Here is a 21717-nt window from a genome sequence, read left to right as displayed (position 1 = left end):
TCTCCCCACGGCGCCAGGGGGCTCCCTGACGGTTACGGCGCGGGTGGCCCCCACGCCCCGAAGTTCTCGGACAGGACCGTCAAAGGCGAACCTTCGACGGGAAGCGGCGCTCATACAGGGACAGGTCCGATAAATCAAGGAGCGTGACGCATGGCCTATGAACTCTATTACTGGCCGACGATCCAGGGGCGCGGAGAGTTCGTCCGCCTGGCGCTGGAGGCGGCCGGCGCGGACTATGTCGACGTCTCGCGCCAGGACGACGGCGAGGCGATGATGCGCCTGATGAAGACGGCCGACACCCCCGCCTTCGCCCCGCCCTTCCTCAAGCTGGGAGAGCGCACCATCGGCCAGGTCGCCGCCATTCTGGCCTGGATCGGTCCGCAGCTGGGTTTGGCCCCCGACGGAGACAGCGACCGCGCCTGGGTCAATCAGGTCCAGCTGACGCTGGCCGACCTGGTCGTCGAGGCGCACGACACCCACCACCCTGTCGACCTGGCCGCCTATTACGACGAGCAGAAGCCCGAGGCCGCACGGAGGGCCAAGGGGTTCCGCGACCAGCGCATCGGCAAATTCCTGGGCTGGGCCGAACGCGTCCTGGAACGCAACCGCGCCGGTTCGGACTGGCTGGCCGGCGACCGCATGACCTATGCGGACCTGTCCCTGTTCCAGGTGGCGGAGGGCCTGCGGTACGCCTTTCCCCAGGCGGCGGCTCGGGTGATGCGGGACACGCCCCGCGTCGTCGCCGTGCGCGACCGCGTCGCCGCCCTGCCCCGCATCGCCGCCTATCTGGACAGTCCGCGTCGCATCGCCTTCAACGAGGACGGAATCTTCCGGCGATATCCGGAGTTCGACGGCTAGCGGGTCGGCTTGGCCGCCGCCTGGCCGCCGACCGCGTCACAGTCGAACTCGGCGCAGAACTTCGCCTCGAACTCGGTCATCATCGCCAGGACGGCGGTCTGAAGCACAGTTTCCTGGCCCGTCGCCAGTTCGATGGTCTTGGCCGCGATCTGTCGACCGACCGGCGAGCGGAAGAAGGCGATCTGCGCCTCAAGCTCCTCGATCGTGAAGGTGTCGGCGTACACCGGCGCCAGGTCCGCCATGATGCGGTTCGTCATCCGGCCGATCATGGCGGGCATGTTGGCGCGCACCCATGCGGCTTCTTCGTCATCCTGACCCGCGATGGTCTTCTCCATCTCGGCGGCGGCGTAGCCTTCGACGGACTTGGCCAGGTTGGGGCCGGTCGAGACGGCGATCAACTCGCGCGACAAGATCAAGCGTTGTTCCCGCCCGGCGTCCTGCGCCGCGGCGGGGCCGCCCGCGGCCAGCGCCGCGCTGAAGACGGCCAAGGCCGCCAGCATCATGATCCGCATGGCGGCCTCCTCCTGACCGCCTCTTATCGGGTCGCGGCGGGGCCGAGACCAGCGAAAACCACTTGCGGTTGCTCAATCCGCCAGGGGCGTGGCGTCGAAGTCGCGGATCAGGGCCGCCAGATCCGGCTCATGCACCGCCTCGGCGGCTTCGGCGAAGGTCATCCACCGCCGTTCGCGCTGATGGGCTTCCGGCCAGGCGCCGAGTTGGATCAGCACCTCCAGCGGATAGACGGAGACCACGCAGCGCCGCTCGCTGTCGTCCTTGAGCCGCTTCAGATACCGGAAGACGCCGATGGACTGGTCATGCACCTGCCCTTTCACGCCGGCTTCCTCCAGCGCCTCCTGGGCCGCCGCCTCGGCGTCCGTCAGGCCGACCATTCGCCCGCCCTTGGGAATGACCCAGCGCCGTGTCTCACGCGACGTGATCATCAGGATGCGACGCCGCCCGTTTTCCAGGCGCCACGGCAGGGCGGCGACCTGCCGGGTCTCGGACCGCGCGGTGCGCTTTACTTGTTCGCCCGTCACCTGTCGCTCCCTGCGGCGCCTGCGACCGAATTCATCCGCCCTGGGACGACCTGCCCACCGGCAAACGGGATCGCGAGGCCTGCGTCAAGTCGTCTCGCTCCGATCGGAACGATTATCGCTGTCCCGGCGCCCGGGCGTCCGGATCCTTCAGCACGTCCTGGCGGTAGAGCATGGTCACCAGCGTGTGCAGCACCAGCGCCAGCGGCGTGGCGAACAGCACGCCCAGCGGGCCGAACAGGGTGCCGATTCCGACCACGGCGAAGATGCCCAGCACCACGGGCAGGTTCGCCACGTTCTTCTGCACCATCGGCGTGATGAAGTTGCTCTCCAGCTGTGAGACCACGACATAGAGCGCCAGGGTCATCAGGGCGGTCTCCCATCCCTGGGTGGCGCCCACCAGCACGGCCGGCACGGTGGAGACGATGGGTCCGACGATCGGCACGAACTGCGCCAGCCCGGTCAGCAGCCCCAGACCCAGGGCGGACGGCACGCCGATGACCGCCAGACCGACGCCGGTCAGGGTGCCGACAAGAACCATCGAGAACAGTTGCGCCTTCAGCCAGCCCTTCAGGGCGTGACCGCAGCTGTCCAGGACTTCCCGCAGACGCGGGCGGTGCTGCATGGGCGCCAGGGCCAGCAGTCCTTCGCGCGACTTGGCCGGCTTGATGGCTAGGAACACCCCCGCCACCACCACCAGCACCAGCGTCGTCACCCCGGAGGCGAAGCTGAGGGCGAAGCGCTGCGCCACCTGCAGGGCCTGGCCCGCGCGATCTCCCAGCCCCTGCAGCTGCTCGAACAGCTGGCCGGCGTAGGGCTGGGCCTGGATCCAGGACTGCACCTGCGCCCAGCCCTGGGGCACGACCGCGGACAAGGCCGCCACCTGCTCGACGATCTGCGCGCCGAACAGGGTCAGCACCCCCGCCAGCACGGCCACCACGATCAGCAGCGACAGAAAGACCGCCAGGGGATCGGGCGCCTTGAACCAGCGGACGATGGGGTCGGCCAAAGCGCGCAGAATCACGGCCACCACCACGGCGCCGAAGATCAGCAGCCACAGCGTCTGCAGCGTGATGACCAGTTGCACGGCGAAATAGGCCGCCACCAGCACCACGGCGCCGAACGCCAGCCTGCCCTTCCACGGATCGCCTCCGCCCGCCGCGCCCACGCCGCCGCCCCGTCTTCCCAGTCCGAACATCGTCACATCCCCAAAGGTCGCGGACAGAACGCACCCCCAGCGTGACCGTTCGCCGCCGATGGAAAAAGAAAACGGCCCCGGAGATTGCTCTCCGGGGCCGTCTCGATTCAGTCGCGAACCGGGGATCAGGCTTCCAGCGAAGCCGGATCGACTTTGATGCCCGGGCCCATCGTCGAGGACAGGCGATGATGCGCTTGACGTAGGTGCCCTTGGCGCCCGACGGCTTGGAGCGGTTCAGGGCGTCGACGAACGCCTTGACGTTGGCTTCCAGCGCGTCCTGCGTGAACGAGGCCTTGCCGATGCCGCCGTGCACGATGCCGGCCTTCTCGACGCGGAACTCGACGGCGCCGCCCTTGGCGTCCTTGACGGCCTGGGCGACGTTCGGGGTCACGGTGCCGACCTTGGGGTTCGGCATCAGGCCGCGCGGACCCAGCACCTTACCCAGACGGCCGACCAGGGCCATCATGTCCGGCGAGGCGATCACGCGGTCGAACTCCATGAAGCCGCCGTTGATCTTCTCGTACAGGTCTTCGGCGCCGACGTGCTCGGCCCCGGCCGCCTTGGCTTCCTCGGCCTTGGCGTCCTTGGCGAAGACGGCGACGCGGACGTCGCGGCCGGTGCCGGACGGCAGGTTGACCACGCCGCGGACCTGCTGGTCGGCGTGACGCGGGTCGACGCCCAGGTTGACGGCGATCTCGATCGACTCGTCGAACTTGGCCTTGGCGTTGTCCTTGACCAGCTTGATGGCGTCGGCGAACGGGACCAGGTCCTGGGTGACGCCGGTGCGGGCCTTCTGAGCCTTGGTTTGCTTGGCCATGTGCTTAGCCCTCCACCACTTCGAGGCCCATCGCGCGGGCGGAGCCTTCGATGATCTTGGCCGCAGCGTCGAGATCGTTGGCGTTCAGATCCTTCATCTTCTTTTCGGCGATCTCGCGCAGTTGCGTCTGCGTGATCTTGCCGGCGATCTCGCGGCCGACCAGCTTGGCGCCCGACTTCAGGCCGGTGGCCTGCTTCAGGTACCAGGTCGCCGGCGGCGTCTTGGTCACGAAGGTGAACGACTTGTCCTGATAGACGGTGATGACGGTCGGAAGCGGGGTGCCCTTGGCTTCCTTCTCGGTCCGCGCGTTGAACTCCTTGCAGAAGCCCATGATGTTGACGCCGCGCTGACCCAGGGCCGGGCCGATCGGCGGCGAAGGCGTGGCCGAACCGGCCGGCACTTGCAGCTTGATATAGCCGAGAATCTTCTTGGCCATTGGTCTCTCCTATGAATGATCCCCGGACTTCGATCCGGGACCGGTGAGCCGTGGTCCGGCATGGCGGCCTCCCACGGATTTGCCGCACCGCGAACCGAGGTCCGCCGAGCGAAGGCGCGCGTGTATCAGAGACGCGGGGTCGAGGCAACGTCTTCTCCCTTTCCGTCCGGGGAGGGAGGTCGAAGCGAAGCGGAGACCGTGTGGGAACGGCAAGGCCCGTCAGGCTCAGCCAGCAAAAAGGCGGCCCGTCGACGAGCCGCCTCCAACCGGTCGCTGCGCGACCTGCTCTCCCCGGACGGGGGAGACTTCCAGCCTCAGCCCGCGACCTTCTCCACCTGGCCGTATTCTAGCTCGACCGGCGTCGCGCGGCCGAAGATGGAGACGGCGACGCGCAGGCGGGCGTTCTCCTCGTCCACGCTCTCGACGGCGCCGTCGAAGCTGGCGAAGGGACCGTCGGTGACCTTGACCTTCTCGCCGATGTCGAAGCGAATGGTGGGCTTGGGACGCTCGACGCCCTCTTCCACGGCCCCGATGATGTTCTGAACTTCGCGTTCCGAGACCGGCAGGGGCTTGGTGCCGCCCGCGGCGCCCAGGAAGCCGGTGACCTTGGGCGTGTTCTTGACCAGGTGATAGGCCTGGTCGGTCATCTCCATCTTCACCAGGACGTAGCCCGGGAAGAACTTGCGCTCGGAGTTCACCTTGCGGCCGCGACGGATCTCGACGACGTCCTCGGTCGGCACCAGGATTTCGGAGAAGGCGTCTTCCAGCCCCTGCTGACGGGCCTGTTCGCGCAGCTGCTCGGCGACCTTCTTCTCGAAGTTCGAATAGGCGTTGACGATGTACCACTTGTGCCGCGGGTTGGCCGGCTTGGCGGGCGCTGCGTCGGTCATGGGGGCGTCTTTCTTACGAGCCGAGAGCGATGATGTAGCGGAAGGCGAAGCCGAGGCCGGTGTCCACCACCCAGAAGAAGATCGAGGCGATCAGCACCATGATGAAGACCATCACCGAGGTAATCCAGGTCTCCTTGCGGCTGGGCCACACGATCTTGCGGCCCTCGGCGCGCACCTGGCTGAAGAACTGAGCCGGGCTCGTCTTCTTCTTGGGCTCGGTCGCCTCGACGGCGATGGTCTGGCCCGCCGGTGCGGTCTGCAGCTTCGAGCCCATCTGCGGGCGCTTGCCGGGGTTCTTGGCCTTGGCCATCAGATGCTCTTCAAACAATTGATCCTGTCGCCCCAGATGGGAAGTCCCATCCGGAAGCGACAGGGGGAAATGGCAGGAGTTGGGGGACTCGAACCCACGACCCCCGGTTTTGGAGACCGGTGCTCTACCAGCTGAGCTAAACTCCTAGACAAAGGCCGCCCGCCATCGGCAAGCGTCTTCGCCAGAGGGGCGCGTATGCCTGACGCGGCCCGGCATTTCAAGGGCGGATGTGGCGCGCCTATTCCTCTTCCAGGTGCGCGGCGACCGCCTGCTTCTCGTCTTCGGCTCGGACCAGTTCCTTGAAGATCAGCTTGTCGATCCGGCGATCGTCCATGTCGACCACCTCGACCTCGTAGCGCCCGACCTGCAGCACCTCGCCCTCGTCGGGCACGCGCGACAGCTGGTGCAGGATCAGGCCGGCGACGGTGTGGAAGCCTTCATGGTCGCCGAAATCCTCGCCCAGGGCGTCGGCCAGTTCGTCCAGGTCGGTCTGTCCGTCGACCAGCCAAGAGCCGTCCTCGCGCTGTCGCAGATAGGCCTCTTCCTCGTCGTGCGATTCGTTGAAGTCGCCGGCGATCATCTCCAGCAGGTCGGTGGCGGTGATGACGCCTTCGAAGGCGCCGAACTCGTCGACGATGAAGGCCATGTGGACCTTGGAGCCCTTGATGATCTCCAGCGCCTTCAACACCGAGGTCGACTGCGGGATGAAGGCGGGCTCCTGCACCAGGCGTTCGACGTTGAACTCGCCATTGTCCAGCAGGCTGTCCAGCAGGTCCTTCTTGTGGACGACGCCCAGCGGATTATCGACGTCGTTGTCGCGCGCCACGACGATGCGGGAATAGGGACAGGTCCGGATTTCCTCGCGCAGTTGCTTCTCGCTGTCGTCCAGGGCGATCCAGAACACCTCGTGACGCGGCGTCATGGCCACCCGCACCGGACGGTCGCCCAGCCGCAGGATCTCCTCGATCATCTCCTGCTCTTCCGGCTCGATAAGGCCGGCCGAGGTGCCCTCGGCCAGGATGGTCGCCACCTCTTCCTGGGTGACGTCCGACCCATCCCGGTCCTTGACGCCCAGCAGCTTCAGGATGCCGGACGTCGAGGCCGTCAGCAGCAGGACGAAGGGCTTCATCACCAGCGCCAGGCTGGAGATCGGCTGCGCCATCTTGGACGCGATGGTCTCCGGAAAGATCAGCGCCAGACGCTTGGGCACCAATTCGCCGACGATCAGCGAAACATAGGTGATGCAGATGACGACCACGGCGGTGGAGAAGAATTCGGTGTAGGCGGCCAGGGCCGGAAAGCTGGTTTCCAGGATGCGGTCCAACTCGCCGGCGATGGTCGCCTGGCCGTAGGCGCCCGCCAGAATGCCGATCAGGGTGATGCCCACCTGCACCGCCGACAGGAACTGCGTGGGCTCCTCGGACAGCTTCAGGGCCTTGCGCGCCCCGCGATCCCCCTTCTCGGCCCGGCTTTGCAGCTTGGATTTCCGGGACGACACGACCGCCAGTTCGGTCATGGCGAAAAGGCCGTTGAGCACCACCAGGAGCAGAACGACGACGATAGCGATGAGTAACATCTAGGGGGTTATAAGGACCGACGCGGCGCGACAAACGGCGTCCGCAAGGACGACAGTAGGCGACAATCGCCCTCAGCGCCACGATTTCCTTGAAATCAGCCCGTGCGGCCGGCCTCGACGGAGCCATAGGCGCCCGAAACGGGGCGTCCCTGCGCGTCGTATTGCGTCGCGCAGGCCGACATCCCGATCAGGGTGCCGATGAACAGACCGATGCGAACCGCGCGAAACATAGGGTTACCAAATCCTTAACGTCCACAGCCGAACGTAGATGGGGGATTTGGGTTGCGGGCAAGCCCTCACGCCTGAAAGGCGAACATCAATGCAGAAACGGCCCCCGGATCGCTCCGGGGCCGCTCTGTACGCTACGAATGGCTTGTCAGCCGCAAGGCCGACGCGCTCAAGAAGCGAGCGATCGCTTCACGCGCGTTAGCGCATCAGAACGTCGATTACTCGACGATCTTGGCCCCTGCGGGAGCATGGCTCCCGCAGCATCGCAAGGATGCGTGGCCTGGGATCGTCGATTACTCGACGATCTTGGCCACGACGCCGGCGCCGACGGTGCGGCCGCCTTCACGGATGGCGAAGCGCAGGCCCTGGTCCATGGCGATCGGGGTGATCAGCTCGACGTTCAGCTCGGCGTTGTCGCCCGGCATGATCATCTCGACGCCTTCCTTCAGGTGCACGATGCCGGTCACGTCGGTCGTGCGGAAGTAGAACTGCGGGCGGTAGTTGGTGAAGAACGGCGTGTGGCGGCCGCCTTCTTCCTTGGTCAGGATGTAGGCCTCGGCCAGGAACTTGGTGTGCGGGGTGATCGAACCCGGCTTGCACAGGACCTGACCGCGCTCGACGTCCTCACGCTTGGTGCCGCGCAGCAGCACGCCGACGTTGTCGCCCGCCTCGCCCTGGTCCAGCAGCTTGCGGAACATTTCCACGCCCGTGCAGGTCGTCTTCTGGACCGGACGGATGCCGACGATCTCGACTTCCTCGCCGACCTTGATCACGCCCTTCTCGACGCGACCCGTCACCACGGTGCCGCGGCCCGAGATCGAGAATACGTCTTCCACCGGCATCAGGAACGGCTGGTCCACCGGACGGGCCGGCTGCGGGATGTAGGCGTCGACCGTCTCCATCAGCGCCAGCACGCGCTGCTCGCCGATCTCCGGGTTCACGCCGTCGGTCGCGGCCTTGGCCGAGCCCTTGGTGATCGGGATTTCGTCGCCCGGGAACTGGTAGCTGCTCAGCAGCTCGCGCACTTCCATCTCGACCAGCTCGAGCAGCTCTTCGTCGTCGACCAGGTCGACCTTGTTCATGAAGACCACCAGCGCCGGCACGCCGACCTGACGGGCCAGCAGGATGTGCTCGCGCGTCTGCGGCATCGGGCCGTCGGCGGCCGAGACCACCAGGATCGCGCCGTCCATCTGCGCCGCGCCCGTGATCATGTTCTTCACATAGTCGGCGTGGCCCGGGCAGTCGACGTGCGCGTAGTGACGGTTGGCCGTCTCATATTCCACGTGCGCCGTGTTGATCGTGATGCCGCGCGCCTTCTCTTCCGGCGCCGCGTCGATGTCGGCGTAGTTCATCGCCTTCGCACCGCCCGCCTTCGCCAGCGTCATCGTGATCGCCGCCGTCAGCGTCGTCTTGCCGTGGTCGACGTGACCGATCGTGCCGATGTTGCAGTGCGGCTTCGTGCGTTCGAACTTTTCCTTGGCCATTCTCTAGCTCCTAGGTCCCCGAACCGGGGTTCCTTTTGGTTTGGGGGTTAAGGACGCCCGGCCTGTGACCGGCCGGGCGCTTTTAGGTCCGCTTTCCGAAAAGGGAAAGCTTAGGCGTACTTCTTGATCACTTCGTCGGCGACGTGCTGCGGCACCGGCTCATAGTGGTCGTACTGCATGGTGAACTGGGCGCGGCCCTGCGACATGCCGCGCAGCGTGTTCACATAGCCGAACATGTTGGCCAGCGGCACGAAGGCGTTCACCACCGTGGCGTTGCCGCGCATGTCCTGCCCCTGGATCATGCCGCGACGGCCGTTCAGGTCGCCGATGACCGAACCCAGGTACTCTTCCGGCGTCACGACCTCGACCGCCATGATCGGCTCGAGCAGCTTGGGGCCGCCCTTCTCACGCAGTTCCTTGAAGGCGGCGCGCGAAGCGATTTCGAACGCCAGCACCGAGGAGTCGACGTCGTGGAAGGCGCCGTCGACCAGGGTGGCCTTGACGTCGATGACCGGGAAGCCGGCCAGCAGGCCGTTGTCCTTGGCCGACTTCAGACCCTTCTCGACGCCCGGGATGTATTCCTTGGGCACCGCGCCGCCGACGATGGCGGACTCGAAGACGAAGTCCGAACCCGGCTCGCCCGGCTCGAACACCAGCTTGACGCGGGCGAACTGGCCCGTACCGCCGGTCTGCTTCTTGTGGGTGTAATCGATCTCGGCCTTGCGGCTGATGGATTCGCGATAGGCCACCTGCGGCGCGCCGATGGTCGCTTCGACCTTGTAGGTGCGCTTCAGGATGTCGATCTTGATGTCCAGGTGCAGCTCGCCCATGCCCTTCAGGATCGTCTGGCCCGACTCGTGGTCGGTCGAGACGGTGAAGGACGGGTCTTCCGACGCCAGCTTGGCCAGGGCGACGCCCAGCTTTTCCTGGTCGGCCTTGGTCTTGGGCTCGACGGCGATCTCGATGACCGGGGCCGGGAACTCCATGCGCTCCAGGATGACCGGCGACTTGATCGGGTCGCACAGGGTGTCGCCGGTGCGGGTGTCCTTCAGGCCGGCCAGGGCGACGATGTCGCCGGCGTAGGCTTCCTTGATGTCCTCGCGGTTGTTGGAGTGCATCAGCAGCATGCGGCCGACGCGTTCCTTCTTGTCGCGGGTCGAGTTCAGCAGCGACTGGCCGGTTTCCATCTTGCCCGAATACAGGCGGCAGAACGTCAGCGAGCCGACGAAGGGGTCGTCCATGATCTTGAACGCCAGGACCGACAGCGGCTCGTCGTCCGACGCCTTGCGGACCACGGGCTCTTCCGTCTTGAAGTCGATGCCCGGGGTCGGCGGGATGTCGATCGGCGACGGCAGGTAGTCGACGACGGCGTCCAGCAGCGTCTGCACGCCCTTGTTCTTGAAGGCCGAGCCGCACAGGATCGGATAGAAGGCGCCCGTCAGCACCGCCTTGCGGATGCACTTCTTGATGGTTTCTTCCGAAGGCTCGTTGCCTTCCAGATAGGCTTCCATCGCCTCGTCGTCGAGTTCGACGGCGTTGTCGATCAGATACTGACGCGCTTCATCGGCCTTGGCCTTCAGGTCCGCGGGGATTTCCTCGTCGCGGAAGGAGGCGCCCAGGCCGTCGTTGTCCCAGATGACCGCCTTCATGCGGACCAGGTCGACCAGGCCCGAAAGGTTGGATTCGGCGCCGATCGGGAACTGGATCGGCACGGCCTTGGCGCCCAGACGGTCGCGGATCGACTCGACCGACTTGTCGAAGTCGGCGCCGATCTTGTCCATCTTGTTGACGAAGACGATGCGCGGAACCTTATACTTGTCGGCCTGACGCCAGACGGTCTCGGTCTGCGGCTCGACGCCGGCGTTGCCGTCCAGCACCGTCACGGCGCCGTCCAGGACGCGCAGCGAACGCTCGACTTCGATGGTGAAGTCCACGTGGCCGGGGGTGTCGATGATGTTGAGGCGCTTCTCTTTCCAGAAGGCGGTCGTCGCGGCGGACGTGATGGTGATGCCGCGTTCCTGCTCCTGGTCCATCCAGTCCATGGTGGCGGCGCCGTCGTGCACTTCGCCGATCTTGTGCGACTTGCCGGTGTAATACAGGATCCGCTCGGTCGTCGTCGTCTTGCCCGCGTCGATGTGGGCCATGATGCCGAAGTTGCGGTAGTCTTCGATTTTATGCGTGCGGGGCATGAGAGCGTCCCTTGGGGGCTTTGGCGGACGCCAGGGCGCCCTCGGAAATGTCGGATAAGGCGGCGCGGGCGATTTAGCTCAAACCGCCCGCGCCGGATAGTCTCAGATAGTCATCGTCGATGACGCTTTGAAGGCGTTACCAGCGATAGTGGCTGAAGGCGCGGTTGGCTTCGGCCATCTTGTGGGTGTCTTCGCGCTTCTTGACCGCGGTGCCGCGGTTGTTCGAGGCGTCCAGCAGCTCGGCGGCCAGCTTTTCGGTCATCGTGTTTTCGCCGCGGTTGCGCGCGGCGTTGACCAGCCAGCGAATGGCCAGGGCGCGGCGACGGTCCGGACGGACCTCGACCGGCACCTGGTAGGTGGCGCCGCCGACGCGGCGCGAACGGACTTCGACCGACGGGGCGACGTTGTCGAGCGCCGAGTGGAAGGTCTCGACCGCGGTCTGGTCCTTCTTCTTGTCGGCCAGGATGTCGAAAGCGCCGTAAACGATGTTTTCGGCGACGGCCTTCTTACCTTCGTACATCACGTAGTTCATGAACTTGGTGACGATCAGGTCGCCGAACTTGGGATCCGGCAGGACTTCACGCTTCTGGGCGCGGTGACGACGGGACATGGATGTATCCTCTTAGAATCTGATGACGCGCAGGGCGGCTTACTTCGGACGCTTGGCGCCGTAGTGCGAACGGCGCTGCTTGCGGTCCTTGACGCCTTGCGTGTCCAGCACGCCGCGCAGGATGTGGTAGCGAACGCCCGGCAAGTCCTTCACGCGGCCGCCGCGGATCAGCACGACCGAGTGTTCTTGCAGGTTGTGGCCTTCGCCGGGGATGTAGCACACGGCTTCGTAGCCGTTCTTGGCCAGGCGCACCTTGGCGACCTTACGCAGAGCCGAGTTCGGCTTCTTCGGGGTCGTCGTATAGACGCGGGTGCAGACGCCGCGGCGCTGGGGCGAGCCTTCCAGGGCCGGAACCTTGTTGCGGACGGGCTTGGGCTTGCGCGGCTTGCGGATCAGTTGGTTGATCGTAGGCATTGAGACAGGTCTCGACTTCTGTGGGGGGCGTGTGTCTTTCGACCGAGGCGCCCCGCGCCTTCTTTTGTGAACGAGGGACCATTCCCCCGCCCGGGTTGTCATCGAGACCGAGACGCTGTCCTCAAACAGAAAAACCGGAACGCGCGCTTCGGGCGTTCCGGCGGCGCACAGGCCGTCCGTTCGATTGTGATCGTCTCAGCGGACGGCGAACCGGCCACGCCTCGAAAGTGGGCGGCTTCTACGCGCGATGGGCGTTCGGGTCAAGCGCATCCCCCGTCCCGCCGCGTTTCGGGGGACCGACGCACAGCCGCGACGCGAACAAGTCGCCGCGCCGCCTGAAAGCGGCCATGCTTGCCGCCCAGCTTGGCGTCGAACCGGGAGGGGCGGCGTGACGGGCGACGGGCGCATCGACACCAGGCGCAAGGCTGCACTGGCCCTGGGGGCCGTCGCGGTCAATGGCGGCCTGATCCTGGCGCTGTCGCTGAACGCCCTGGGGCCGCGCAGGGTCGCCCGCCCCGAGCCCCCGCTTATCCTGCTGGAAATCCAGCCCCGCCCCCTGCTGCGCGACGAGCGCCCGCGCCCGCCCGTGGCGACGACCGAACCCGACGCGCCGATTCAGGGCCGGGCGCGCGACGACGCCGCCCCGCAGGCGCGCCGGCCCGATCCCGCCTATGAGGGCCGTCCGGCGCCCGTCCAGCCGCGCCTGGCCGTCCAGCCCCCCGCCGGCGCCCCTGCCCCGGACACGGCCTGGCGGGTCGATCCGACCGACCGGCGCGGGGCCATGTCGCGCAGCCTGCGGCTGGGCGCCGCCGGCTGCGCCTCGCCCGAACTGCTGAACGAGGACGAACGGCGACATTGCCGCCAGCGGTTCGGCGAACGCGCGGCGGCGGCCCCGCCCATCCACGGCTCCGGCGATCCCGAGCGCGACGCCGCCTTCGCCCGCGAGGGCGCCCGCCGGCTGCAGCAGTGGGAGGCCCAGCGTCGTCCGCTGTCGGGCGGCGTCGGCGTGGTGGGCCCGGCCGACTGCATCGGCTCCAACTTCGGCACGGGCTGCGCCGGCGCGCATCTGGATCCGTCGCTTGCGCCCGACTCCTCGCGCAACGTCCGCACCCGCCGCGACGGCCCGCCGGCCTCTGGCGCGCCGCTGGTCCCCGGGGCCTCCGGGCCTGGGCGCGAACCTCAATAGAAAAGGGCGGCGCCGTCGCCGGCGCCGCCCTTCTCAGGTCTTCGCTCCGAAACCGGAGATCAGCCTTCGCTGCTCTCCAGCTCCAATTGCAGGTCGGCCGGCAGCGGCTCGACCGCGTCTTCGCGGGCCTGGGTCAGTTCCGCGTCGCGATCGTTGGCGATCTTCTGCAGGCTGCGCAGGTAGGCGCCCGTGCCGGCCGGGATCAGGCGGCCGACGATGACGTTTTCCTTCAGGCCTTCCAGCGTGTCCTTCTTGCCGTTGACCGAGGCGTCGGTGAGGACGCGGGTGGTCTCCTGGAAGGACGCCGCCGAGATGAAGCTGCGGGTCTGCAGCGACGCCTTGGTGATGCCCAGCAGAACCGGCTGGGTGATCGCCGGACGACCGCCGCGCTTTTCGACCTTGGCGTTCTCAAGCGCCGCCTCGGCCACTTCGACCGTGTCGCCCTTGATCAGGGTGGTCTCGCCGGAGTCGATGACCTCGACCTTCTGCAGCATCTGGCGAACGATCACCTCGATGTGCTTGTCGTTGATCGGCACGCCCTGCAGTCGATAGACCTCCTGCACCTCGTTCACCAGATACTCGGCCAGCGCCTCGACGCCCTGGATGCGCAGCAGATCGTGCGGATCCGGGTTGCCGTCGATGATGTAGTCGCCCTTCTGGATCAGGTCGCCGTCGTGGACGGAGATGTGCTTGCCCTTGGGGATCAGGAACTCGACCGGTTCGCCCTGGACGCCGTCGGCGTTGACTTCCGGGGTGATCTTGATCCGGCGCTTGTTCTTGTAGTCGCGACCGAATTCGACGCGGCCGTCCATCTCGGCGATGACCGCGCAGTCCTTGGGACGACGGGCTTCGAACAGCTCGGCCACCCGCGGCAGACCGCCGGTGATGTCGCGGGTCTTGGCGCCTTCGGTCGGGACGCGGGCGACGATCTCGCCCGGCTTGACCTCGTCGCCGTTCGCCACGGACAGAACCGCGCCGACGGGCAGCAGATAGCGGGCGTCGGACCCCGACGACAGCTTGGCATAGGCCTCGCCTTGGGTGACCCCCAGAGCCGGACGCAGGTCCGAGCCGCGCGGGCTGGCGCGCCAGTCGGTGACGACGCGCTGGGCGATGCCGGTCGCCTCGTCGGTTTCTTCCTTGACCGACAGGCCGTCGACCAGGTCCTCGAAGCGGACCACGCCGCCCACTTCCGTCAGGATGGGGGTGGTGTAGGGGTCCCACTCGGCCAGGCGCTGGCCCTTCTTGACCTCGCCGCCGTCCTTGACGCGGATGCGGGCGCCGTAGGGGGCCTTGTGCGTCTCGCGGTCCTTGCCGTCCACGACCACCGTCACGGTGACGTTGCGGCTCATGGCCACCAGGTCGCCGTGCGGCGCGACGACGGTCGGGCCGGCGATCTTGGCCGTACCGGCGTTGGTCGCCTCCATGAACGAGGTTTCCGCAACCTGCGCCGTGCCGCCGATGTGGAAGGTCCGCATCGTAAGCTGGGTGCCCGGCTCGCCGATCGACTGGGCGGCAATGACGCCGACCGCTTCGCCGATGTTGACGTTGGTGCCGCGCGCCAGGTCACGACCGTAGCAGTGACCGCAGATGCCGGCTTCGGCCTCGCAGGTCAGGGCCGAACGCACCTTCACCGACTGCACGCCGGCGGCCTCGATCGCTTCCACGACCTCTTCCACCAGATAGGTGTCGGCGGGGAACAGGACGGTGTCCGCGCCCGGCTCCTTGATGTCCTCGGCCGCGTAACGGCCCAGGATGCGGGCGCCCAGGGACACCAGCACGTCGCCGCCTTCCATGACCGCGCGCAGGGTGATGCCGCGCGTCGAGCCGCAGTCGTCCTCGGTGACGATGGAGTCCTGCGCCACGTCCACCAGACGACGGGTCAGATAACCCGAGTTGGCGGTCTTAAGCGCGGTGTCGGCCAGGCCCTTGCGGGCGCCGTGGGTCGAGTTGAAGTATTCAAGGACGGTCAGGCCTTCCTTGAAGTTCGAGGTGATCGGCGTCTCGATGATCTCGCCAGACGGCTTGGCCATCAGGCCGCGCATCCCGCCAGCTGCTTCATCTGCGCCTGCGAACCGCGGGCGCCCGAGTTGGCCATCATGAAGACCGAGTTGATGTCGGGGTTCTCGCCCTCGATCAGCACGCGCGGCTGCGCGATCTCGCCCATCATGGCGTCGGCGATCCGGTCCGTGGCCTTGGCCCAGGCGTCGACGACCTTGTTGTACTTCTCGCCGCGCGTGATCAAGCCGTCGGCGTACTGTTGCTCGTACTCCTCGACCTGGGCGCGGGTCTCGTTGACCAGCTCGACCTTCTTGGCCGGGATGACGATGTCGTCCTTGCCGAACGAGATGCCCGCCTTGGCGGCCTCGCGGAAGCCCAGACCCATCATCTGATCGGCGAAGATGACCGTCGCCTTCTGACCGCAGTGACGATAGACCACGTCGATCAGGTTGCCGATCTCCTTCTTGGTCAGGTTCTTCTCGAGCAGGCGATAGCCGACGTTCGGGTTCTGCGGCAGCAGGGCGGCCAGCTTCATCCGACCCGGGGTCGTGTCGATCACCTTGGTGACCAGTTGCCCTTCGGCGTTCATCTCGGTCCAGCGGGCCTTGATGCGCGTGTGCAGGGTGACGACCTTGGCGTCCAGGGCCGCGTCGATCTCGCCGATGTTGGCGAACAGCTTGCCCTCGCCCGGCTCGCCGTCCTTGACCAGCGACAGGTAGTACAGACCCAGGACGATGTCCTGGGACGGCACGATGATCGGCTTGCCGTTGGCGGGCGACAGGATGTTGTTCGTCGACATCATCAGGACGCGCGCTTCCAGCTGGGCCTCGAGGCTCAGCGGAACGTGCACGGCCATCTGGTCGCCGTCGAAGTCGGCGTTGAAGGCGGTGCAGACCAGCGGGTGCAGGCGGATGGCCTTACCCTCGATCAGCTTGGGCTCGAACGCCTGGATGCCCAGGCGGTGCAGCGTCGGCGCGCGGTTCAGCAGCACCGGGTGCTCGCGGATCACCTCGTCCAGGATGTCCCAGACGGCGGGCTGCTCGCGCTCGACCATGCGCTTGGACTGCTTGACGGTGCCCGACAGGCCCTTGGCGTCCAGACGCGCGTAGATGAACGGCTTGAACAGCTCCAGCGCCATCTTCTTGGGCAGGCCGCACTCGTGCAGCTTCAGTTCCGGTCCCACGGTGATGACCGAGCGGCCCGAATAGTCGACGCGCTTGCCCAGCAGGTTCTGGCGGAAGCGGCCCTGCTTGCCCTTCAGCATGTCGGCCAGCGACTTCAGGGGCCGCTTGTTGGCGCCGGTGATGACCCGGCCGCGACGGCCGTTGTCGAACAGGGCGTCGACCGATTCCTGCAGCATCCGCTTTTCGTTGCGGATGATGATGTCCGGCGCCCGCAGCTCCATCAGGCGCTTGAGGCGGTTGTTCCGGTTGATGACGCGGCGATACAGGTCGTTCAGGTCCGACGTCGCGAAGCGGCCGCCGTCCAGCGGCACCAGCGGGCGCAGTTCCGGCGGGATGACCGGCACGATGGTCAGGATCATCCACTCGGGCTTGTTGCCCGATTCCAGGAAGGCCTCGATCAGCTTCAGGCGCTTGGACGCCTTCTTGGCCTTCATTTCCGACGGGTTGTCGGCCAGTTCGGCACGGTGCTTCTCGGCTTCGGCGTGCAGGTCGATGCCCATCAGCAGGTTGCGCACGGCCTCGGCGCCGATCTCGGCGGTGAAGCCGTCGTCGCCGAACTCTTCCTGATAGCGATAGAATTCGTCTTCCGTCAGCAGCTGGTTCTGCTTCAGCGGGGTCAGGCCCGGCTCGGTGACGATGTAGTTCTCGAAGTACAGGACGCGCTCGACGTCCTTCAGCGCCATGTCCAGCATCAGGGCGATGCGCGACGGCAGCGACTTCAGGAACCAGATGTGGGCGACCGGCGCGGCCAGTTCAATGTGGCCCATCCGCTCGCGACGGACGCGGGCCAGGGTAACCTCCACGCCGCACTTCTCGCAGATGATGCCCTTGTACTTCATGCGCTTGTACTTGCCGCACAGGCATTCGTAGTCCTTGGTTGGGCCAAAGATACGGGCGCAGAACAGGCCGTCACGCTCAGGCTTGAACGTGCGGTAGTTGATGGTTTCCGGCTTCTTGATCTCGCCGAACGACCACGACCGGATCTTCTCCGGCGAGGCCAGGGCGATCTTGATCTGGTCGAAGGTCGGGGTGACCGGGACCGGGTTGAAGATGTTCAGGACTTCCTGGTTCATCTTGGTTCCTTGCTGCGGCAACCGCCGCGAAAAGTATTCAGAGGGAGAACTGCGCCGTGATTGGTGAGTGGTGAGTCGTGACGAGCATCGGCCCATTCACGACTCACGCGTCACGCCTCACGAATTCTCCAGCTCCACGTTCAGACCCAGCGAACGCATTTCCTTGATGAGCACGTTGAAGCTCTCGGGAATGCCGGCCTCGAAGCTGTCGTCGCCGCGGACGATGGCCTCGTAGACCTTGGTGCGGCCGGCCACGTCGTCGGACTTCACCGTCAGCATCTCCTGCAGGGTGTGGCGGCGCCGTAGGCTTCCAGCGCCCAGACCTCCATTTCCCCGAAGCGCTGACCGCCGAACTGCGCCTTGCCGCCCAGCGGCTGCTGGGTGACCAGCGAGTACGGGCCGATGGAGCGGGCGTGGATCTTGTCGTCGACCAGGTGGTGCAGCTTCAGCATGTAGATGTAGCCGACCGTGACCGGACGCTTGAACTGCTCGCCGGTCTGGCCGTCGTACAGGATCGACTGGGCCGACTTGTTCAGCCCCGCCTCTTCCAGCAGGCGTTCGATGTCGCCGATGTGCGCGCCGTCGAAGACCGGGGTCGCGAAGGGCACGCCCTTGGACAGGTTCTTCGCCAGTTCGACCAGCTCTTCCTCGTCCTGCGGCAGGGGGGTGTCTACGCCGTAAATCTCGGTCAGGCGCTCGACCAGGGCCTGCTTCTGACCGCCGTGCTGCCAGGCTTCCAGCAGACCGGAGATCTGCTTGCCCAGGCCCGCGGCCGCCCAACCCAGATGGGTCTCGAAGATCTGGCCGATGTTCATGCGCGACGGCACGCCCAGCGGGTTCAGCACGATGTCGACGTGGGTGCCGTCTTCCAGGTGCGGCATGTCCTCGATCGGCAGGATCTTGGAGATGACGCCCTTGTTGCCGTGACGGCCGGCCATCTTGTCGCCCGGCTGCAGCTTGCGCTTCACCGCGACGAACACCTTGACCATCTTCATCACGCCCGGAGGCAGTTCGTCGCCGCGTTGCAGCTTCTCGACCTTGTCCTCGAAGCGACGGTCCAGCGCCTTGCGGGCGTCCTCGAACTGGCGCTTCATGGCCTCCAGCTCGCCCATCGCCTTTTCGTCGTCGAGCGCGATCTGCCACCACAGGCCGCGGCTGACCTCGGCCAGCTTCTCGTCGGTCAGTTCGCCGCGACCGATGCCCTTGGGACCCGACACGGCGTTCTTGCCGACCAGCAGGGGCTTCAGGCGGCCATAGACGTTGCGCTCCAGGATCTTGAGCTCGTCGTCGCGGTCCTTGCCCAGGCGTTCGATTTCGGCGCGTTCGATGGCCAGGGCGCGCTCGTCCTTGTCGACGCCGTGACGGTTGAAGACGCGCACGTCGACGATGGTGCCGGCCACGCCCGGCGGCAGACGCAGCGAGGTGTCGCGCACGTCCGAAGCCTTCTCGCCGAAGATGGCGCGCAGCAGCTTCTCTTCCGGAGTCATCGGGCTTTCGCCCTTCGGCGTCACCTTGCCGACCAGGATGTCGCCCGGCTGGACCTCGGCGCCGATGGCCACGATGCCCGCCTCGTCGAGGTTGCGCAGGGCTTCCTCGCCGACGTTGGGGATGTCGCGGGTGATTTCTTCCGGCCCCAGCTTGGTGTCGCGGGCCGCGACCTCGAACTCTTCCAGGTGGATCGAGGTGAAGACGTCGTCGCGCACGATGCGCTCGGAGATCAGGATCGAGTCCTCGAAGTTGTAGCCGTTCCAAGGCATGAAGGCGACCAAGGCGTTGCGGCCCAGGGCCAGTTCGCCCAGGTCCGTCGACGGACCGTCGGCGATGACGTCGCCGGCCTTCACCGCATCGCCCACGCGCACGATCGGGCGCTGGTTGATGCAGGTCGACTGGTTCGAGCGCTGGAACTTCGACAGGCGGTAGATGTCGACGCCCGAACGGGCGGCGTCCACGTCGCCGGTGGCGCGCACGACGATGCGGGTGCCGTCGATCTGCTCGACGACGCCGTCACGACGGGCGACCACGACGGCGCCGGAGTCCACGGCCACCACCGCTTCCATGCCGGTGCCGACCAGCGGCGCGTCCGACTGCACCAGCGGCACGGCCTGACGCTGCATGTTGGCGCCCATCAGCGCGCGGTTGGCGTCGTCGTTTTCCAGGAACGGGATCAGGGCGGCGGCGACCGAAACGACCTGCTTCGGCGACACGTCCATCATGTCCACAGCGTCCTTGTTCAGGAGCTGGGATTCACCGTTGATCCGGCCGGGGACCAGATCCTCGACGATCTGGCCGTCTTCAGTTCGATGTTGGCCTGGGCGATCGTGTACTTCGACTCCTCCATGGCCGAGATGTAGACCACCTCGCCCTGGGCCTGGCCGTCCTTCACGCGACGATACGGGCTCTCGATGAAGCCGTACTTGTTGACGCGGGCGTGGGTGGCCAGCGAGTTGATCAGGCCGATGTTCGGGCCTTCCGGCGTCTCGATCGGGCAGATGCGGCCGTAGTGGGTCGGGTGCACGTCGCGGACTTCGAAGCCCGCGCGCTCACGCGTCAGACCGCCCGGGCCAAGCGCCGACAGGCGGCGCTTGTGGGTGATTTCCGACAGCGGGTTGGTCTGGTCCATGAACTGCGACAGCTGCGACGAACCGAAGAACTCGCGCACCGCCGCGGCGGCAGGCTTGGCGTTGATCAGGTCGTGCGGCATGACCGTGTCGATATCGACCGAGGACATGCGCTCCTTGATGGCGCGCTCCATCCGCAGCAGGCCGACGCGGTACTGGTTTTCCAGCAGTTCGCCGACCGAACGGACCCGGCGGTTGCCCAGGTTGTCGATGTCGTCGATCTCGCCGCGGCCGTCCTTCAGGCCGACCAGGATCTGCAGCACCTTCAGCACGTCTTCCTTGCGCAGGACGCGGATCTCGTCGGAGACCTCGGGGGTTTCCAGGCGCATGTTCATCTTGACCCGGCCGACGGCCGACAGGTCGTAGCGCTCGCTGTCGAAGAACAGCGAGTTGAACATGGCTTCGGCGGCTTCCGGCGTCGGCGGCTCGCCCGGACGCATCACGCGATAGACGTCGAACAGGGCGTCCTCGCGGTTGTCGTTCTTGTCGACGCGCAGGGTGTTGCGCATGTAGGCGCCGACCGTGACATGGTCGATGTCCAGCACCTCGATGGTGGTGAAGCCGTTCTGCTCCAGCACCTCGATCGTGGGGGCGTCCAGTTCGTCGCCCGCCTCGGCGAAGATCTCGCCGGTCTCCATGTTGACCGCGTCATTGGCCAGATACTTGGTGACCAAGGCGTCGGCGGCCAGCGACAGCGACTTGACCGTGTCGCCCAGCTTCTTGGCGGCGCGCGCGCTGATCTTCTGGCCGGCCTGGGCGACCACCTCGCCGGTGTCGGCGTCGATCAGGTCGAACTCGGGCTTCACCCCGCGCCAGCGTTCCGGCTTGTAGGGCGTGACCCAGCCTTCGCCGCGCTTCTCGTAGGGGACGGTCTCGTAGAAGGTCTTGAGGATTTCCTCGCCGTCCATGCCCAGACCCATCAGGAAGGTCGAGGCCGGCAGCTTGCGACGGCGGTCGATGCGGACATAGACGATGTCCTTCGCGTCGAACTCGAAGTCCAGCCACGAACCGCGGTACGGGATCACCCGCGCGGCGAACAGCAGCTTGCCCGAAGAGTGCGTCTTGCCCTTGTCGTGGTCGAAGAAGACGCCCGGCGAACGGTGCATCTGGGACACGATCACCCGCTCGGTCCCGTTGACGATGAAGGTGCCCTTGTCCGTCATGAGCGGGATGTCGCCCATATAGACGTCCTGCTCCTTGATGTCCTTGACCGAACGCGCCTGCGTTTCCTCGTCGGTCTCGAACACGATCAGACGCAGCTTGACCTTCAGCGGCGCGGCGTAGGTCATGTCGCGCTGGATGCATTCCTCGACGTCGTACTTGGGCTCCTCGAACTCGTAGGAGACGTATTCCAGGATCGCGCGCTCGTTGAAGTCCTTGATCGGGAAGACCGACTTGAAGACCGCTTCGATCCCCTGCTCCTTGCGCTCGCCCGGACGGACCTCGCGCTGCAGGAACTGTTCGTAGGACGCGCGCTGGACCTCGATCAGGTTCGGCATCTGGATCGCTTCGGGGATGCGCCCGAAGGACTTGCGGATGCGCTTCTTGCCGGTGAACGAGGTGGCGGAGGCGACCTGACCGTTGATGGCGAGATCGTGGGCGACGTCAGTCATT

General features: G+C 66.3%; 14 protein-coding genes, 1 tRNA gene and 3 pseudogenes. 2 read left to right on the top strand and 16 right to left on the bottom strand.

Annotated elements, in window-relative coordinates; genetic code table 11:
* The first annotated feature begins 150 nt into the window (after positions 1-150).
* Complete coding sequence (locus MU852_RS14520) at positions 151-858, top strand: glutathione S-transferase (protein WP_249750149.1); 708 nt, start codon at positions 151-153, stop codon at positions 856-858.
* Here MU852_RS14520 and MU852_RS14515 read toward each other — a convergent pair.
* From MU852_RS14515 to rpsL, 14 genes and pseudogenes are all read right to left on the bottom strand, one after another.
* Entirely contained in the window at positions 855-1370 is a 516-nt protein-coding gene (locus tag MU852_RS14515; protein WP_249750148.1) for a DUF2059 domain-containing protein, read from the bottom strand. The genes MU852_RS14520 and MU852_RS14515 overlap by 4 nt on opposite strands.
* Positions 1371-1442: 72 nt before the next feature.
* A complete protein-coding gene (locus tag MU852_RS14510) occupies positions 1443-1895 on the bottom strand; it encodes an NUDIX hydrolase (RefSeq protein WP_249750147.1) in 453 nt (150 codons plus the stop codon).
* Positions 1896-2007: 112 nt separating this feature from the next.
* Positions 2008-3090, bottom strand: a complete 1083-nt coding sequence (locus tag MU852_RS14505; RefSeq protein ID WP_249750146.1) for an AI-2E family transporter — start codon at positions 3088-3090, stop codon at positions 2008-2010.
* A gap of 125 nt (positions 3091-3215) precedes the next feature.
* Positions 3216-3907 (bottom strand): annotated as a pseudogene (gene rplA, locus MU852_RS14500) (50S ribosomal protein L1).
* Positions 3908-3911: 4 nt separating this feature from the next.
* On the bottom strand, positions 3912-4343 hold the full coding sequence (rplK, locus tag MU852_RS14495; RefSeq protein ID WP_249750145.1) for a 50S ribosomal protein L11: 432 nt from the start codon (positions 4341-4343) through the stop codon (positions 3912-3914).
* 314 nt (positions 4344-4657) lie between these two features.
* Positions 4658-5233, bottom strand: a complete 576-nt coding sequence (gene nusG / locus MU852_RS14490; protein WP_249750144.1) for a transcription termination/antitermination protein NusG — start codon at positions 5231-5233, stop codon at positions 4658-4660.
* Between the two features lie 13 nt (positions 5234-5246).
* Positions 5247-5543 (bottom strand): preprotein translocase subunit SecE, encoded by a 297-nt coding sequence (gene secE, locus MU852_RS14485; protein ID WP_249750143.1) that lies wholly within the window; start codon positions 5541-5543, stop codon positions 5247-5249.
* Positions 5544-5613: 70 nt separating this feature from the next.
* Positions 5614-5689: transfer RNA gene (locus MU852_RS14480), tRNA-Trp, on the bottom strand.
* A gap of 92 nt (positions 5690-5781) precedes the next feature.
* Complete coding sequence (locus tag MU852_RS14475) at positions 5782-7119, bottom strand: hemolysin family protein (RefSeq protein WP_249750142.1); 1338 nt, start codon at positions 7117-7119, stop codon at positions 5782-5784.
* A 95-nt stretch (positions 7120-7214) separates the two neighbouring features.
* A complete protein-coding gene (locus MU852_RS17550) occupies positions 7215-7349 on the bottom strand; it encodes a hypothetical protein (protein ID WP_283843656.1) in 135 nt (44 codons plus the stop codon).
* Positions 7350-7640: 291 nt separating this feature from the next.
* Entirely contained in the window at positions 7641-8831 is a 1191-nt protein-coding gene (gene tuf / locus MU852_RS14470) for an elongation factor Tu (protein ID WP_201216432.1), read from the bottom strand.
* 110 nt (positions 8832-8941) lie between these two features.
* A complete protein-coding gene (gene fusA / locus MU852_RS14465) occupies positions 8942-11020 on the bottom strand; it encodes an elongation factor G (RefSeq protein WP_249750141.1) in 2079 nt (692 codons plus the stop codon).
* A gap of 136 nt (positions 11021-11156) precedes the next feature.
* Entirely contained in the window at positions 11157-11630 is a 474-nt protein-coding gene (gene rpsG / locus MU852_RS14460) for a 30S ribosomal protein S7 (protein WP_201216437.1), read from the bottom strand.
* 39 nt (positions 11631-11669) lie between these two features.
* Entirely contained in the window at positions 11670-12044 is a 375-nt protein-coding gene (rpsL, locus tag MU852_RS14455; RefSeq protein ID WP_021697983.1) for a 30S ribosomal protein S12, read from the bottom strand.
* Positions 12045-12432: 388 nt separating this feature from the next.
* Between rpsL and MU852_RS14450 the strand changes: the two genes are divergently transcribed.
* Entirely contained in the window at positions 12433-13230 is a 798-nt protein-coding gene (locus MU852_RS14450) for a hypothetical protein (RefSeq protein ID WP_249750140.1), read from the top strand.
* A 59-nt stretch (positions 13231-13289) separates the two neighbouring features.
* Here the strand turns inward: MU852_RS14450 and rpoC are convergent.
* Positions 13290-17485 (bottom strand): annotated as a pseudogene (gene rpoC / locus MU852_RS14445) (DNA-directed RNA polymerase subunit beta').
* A gap of 117 nt (positions 17486-17602) precedes the next feature.
* A pseudogene (gene rpoB, locus MU852_RS14440) lies at positions 17603-21716 on the bottom strand (DNA-directed RNA polymerase subunit beta).
* Between the last annotated feature and the right edge of the window lies 1 nt (position 21717).

The organism is Brevundimonas albigilva (genome assembly GCF_023503965.1).
Taxonomy (GTDB): Bacteria; Pseudomonadota; Alphaproteobacteria; order Caulobacterales; family Caulobacteraceae; genus Brevundimonas; species Brevundimonas albigilva.
The sequence above is the reverse complement of the archived record's forward strand: the minus strand, read 5'-3'. Positions and strand labels throughout refer to the sequence as shown.

What these genes read in the sequence shown, in the direction of transcription:
- MU852_RS14520 (WP_249750149.1), top strand. Translation starts at nt 151, where the DNA reads ATGGCCTATGAACTCTATTACTGGCCGACGATCCAGGGGCGCGGAGAG.
- MU852_RS14515 (WP_249750148.1), bottom strand. Translation starts at nt 1,370, where the DNA reads ATGCGGATCATGATGCTGGCGGCCTTGGCCGTCTTCAGCGCGGCGCTG.
- MU852_RS14505 (WP_249750146.1), bottom strand. Translation starts at nt 3,090, where the DNA reads ATGTTCGGACTGGGAAGACGGGGCGGCGGCGTGGGCGCGGCGGGCGGA.
- rplK (WP_249750145.1), bottom strand. Translation starts at nt 4,343, where the DNA reads ATGGCCAAGAAGATTCTCGGCTATATCAAGCTGCAAGTGCCGGCCGGT.
- nusG (WP_249750144.1), bottom strand. Translation starts at nt 5,233, where the DNA reads ATGACCGACGCAGCGCCCGCCAAGCCGGCCAACCCGCGGCACAAGTGG.
- secE (WP_249750143.1), bottom strand. Translation starts at nt 5,543, where the DNA reads ATGGCCAAGGCCAAGAACCCCGGCAAGCGCCCGCAGATGGGCTCGAAG.
- MU852_RS14475 (WP_249750142.1), bottom strand. Translation starts at nt 7,119, where the DNA reads ATGTTACTCATCGCTATCGTCGTCGTTCTGCTCCTGGTGGTGCTCAAC.
- MU852_RS17550 (WP_283843656.1), bottom strand. Translation starts at nt 7,349, where the DNA reads ATGTTTCGCGCGGTTCGCATCGGTCTGTTCATCGGCACCCTGATCGGG.
- tuf (WP_201216432.1), bottom strand. Translation starts at nt 8,831, where the DNA reads ATGGCCAAGGAAAAGTTCGAACGCACGAAGCCGCACTGCAACATCGGC.
- fusA (WP_249750141.1), bottom strand. Translation starts at nt 11,020, where the DNA reads ATGCCCCGCACGCATAAAATCGAAGACTACCGCAACTTCGGCATCATG.
- rpsG (WP_201216437.1), bottom strand. Translation starts at nt 11,630, where the DNA reads ATGTCCCGTCGTCACCGCGCCCAGAAGCGTGAAGTCCTGCCGGATCCC.
- rpsL (WP_021697983.1), bottom strand. Translation starts at nt 12,044, where the DNA reads ATGCCTACGATCAACCAACTGATCCGCAAGCCGCGCAAGCCCAAGCCC.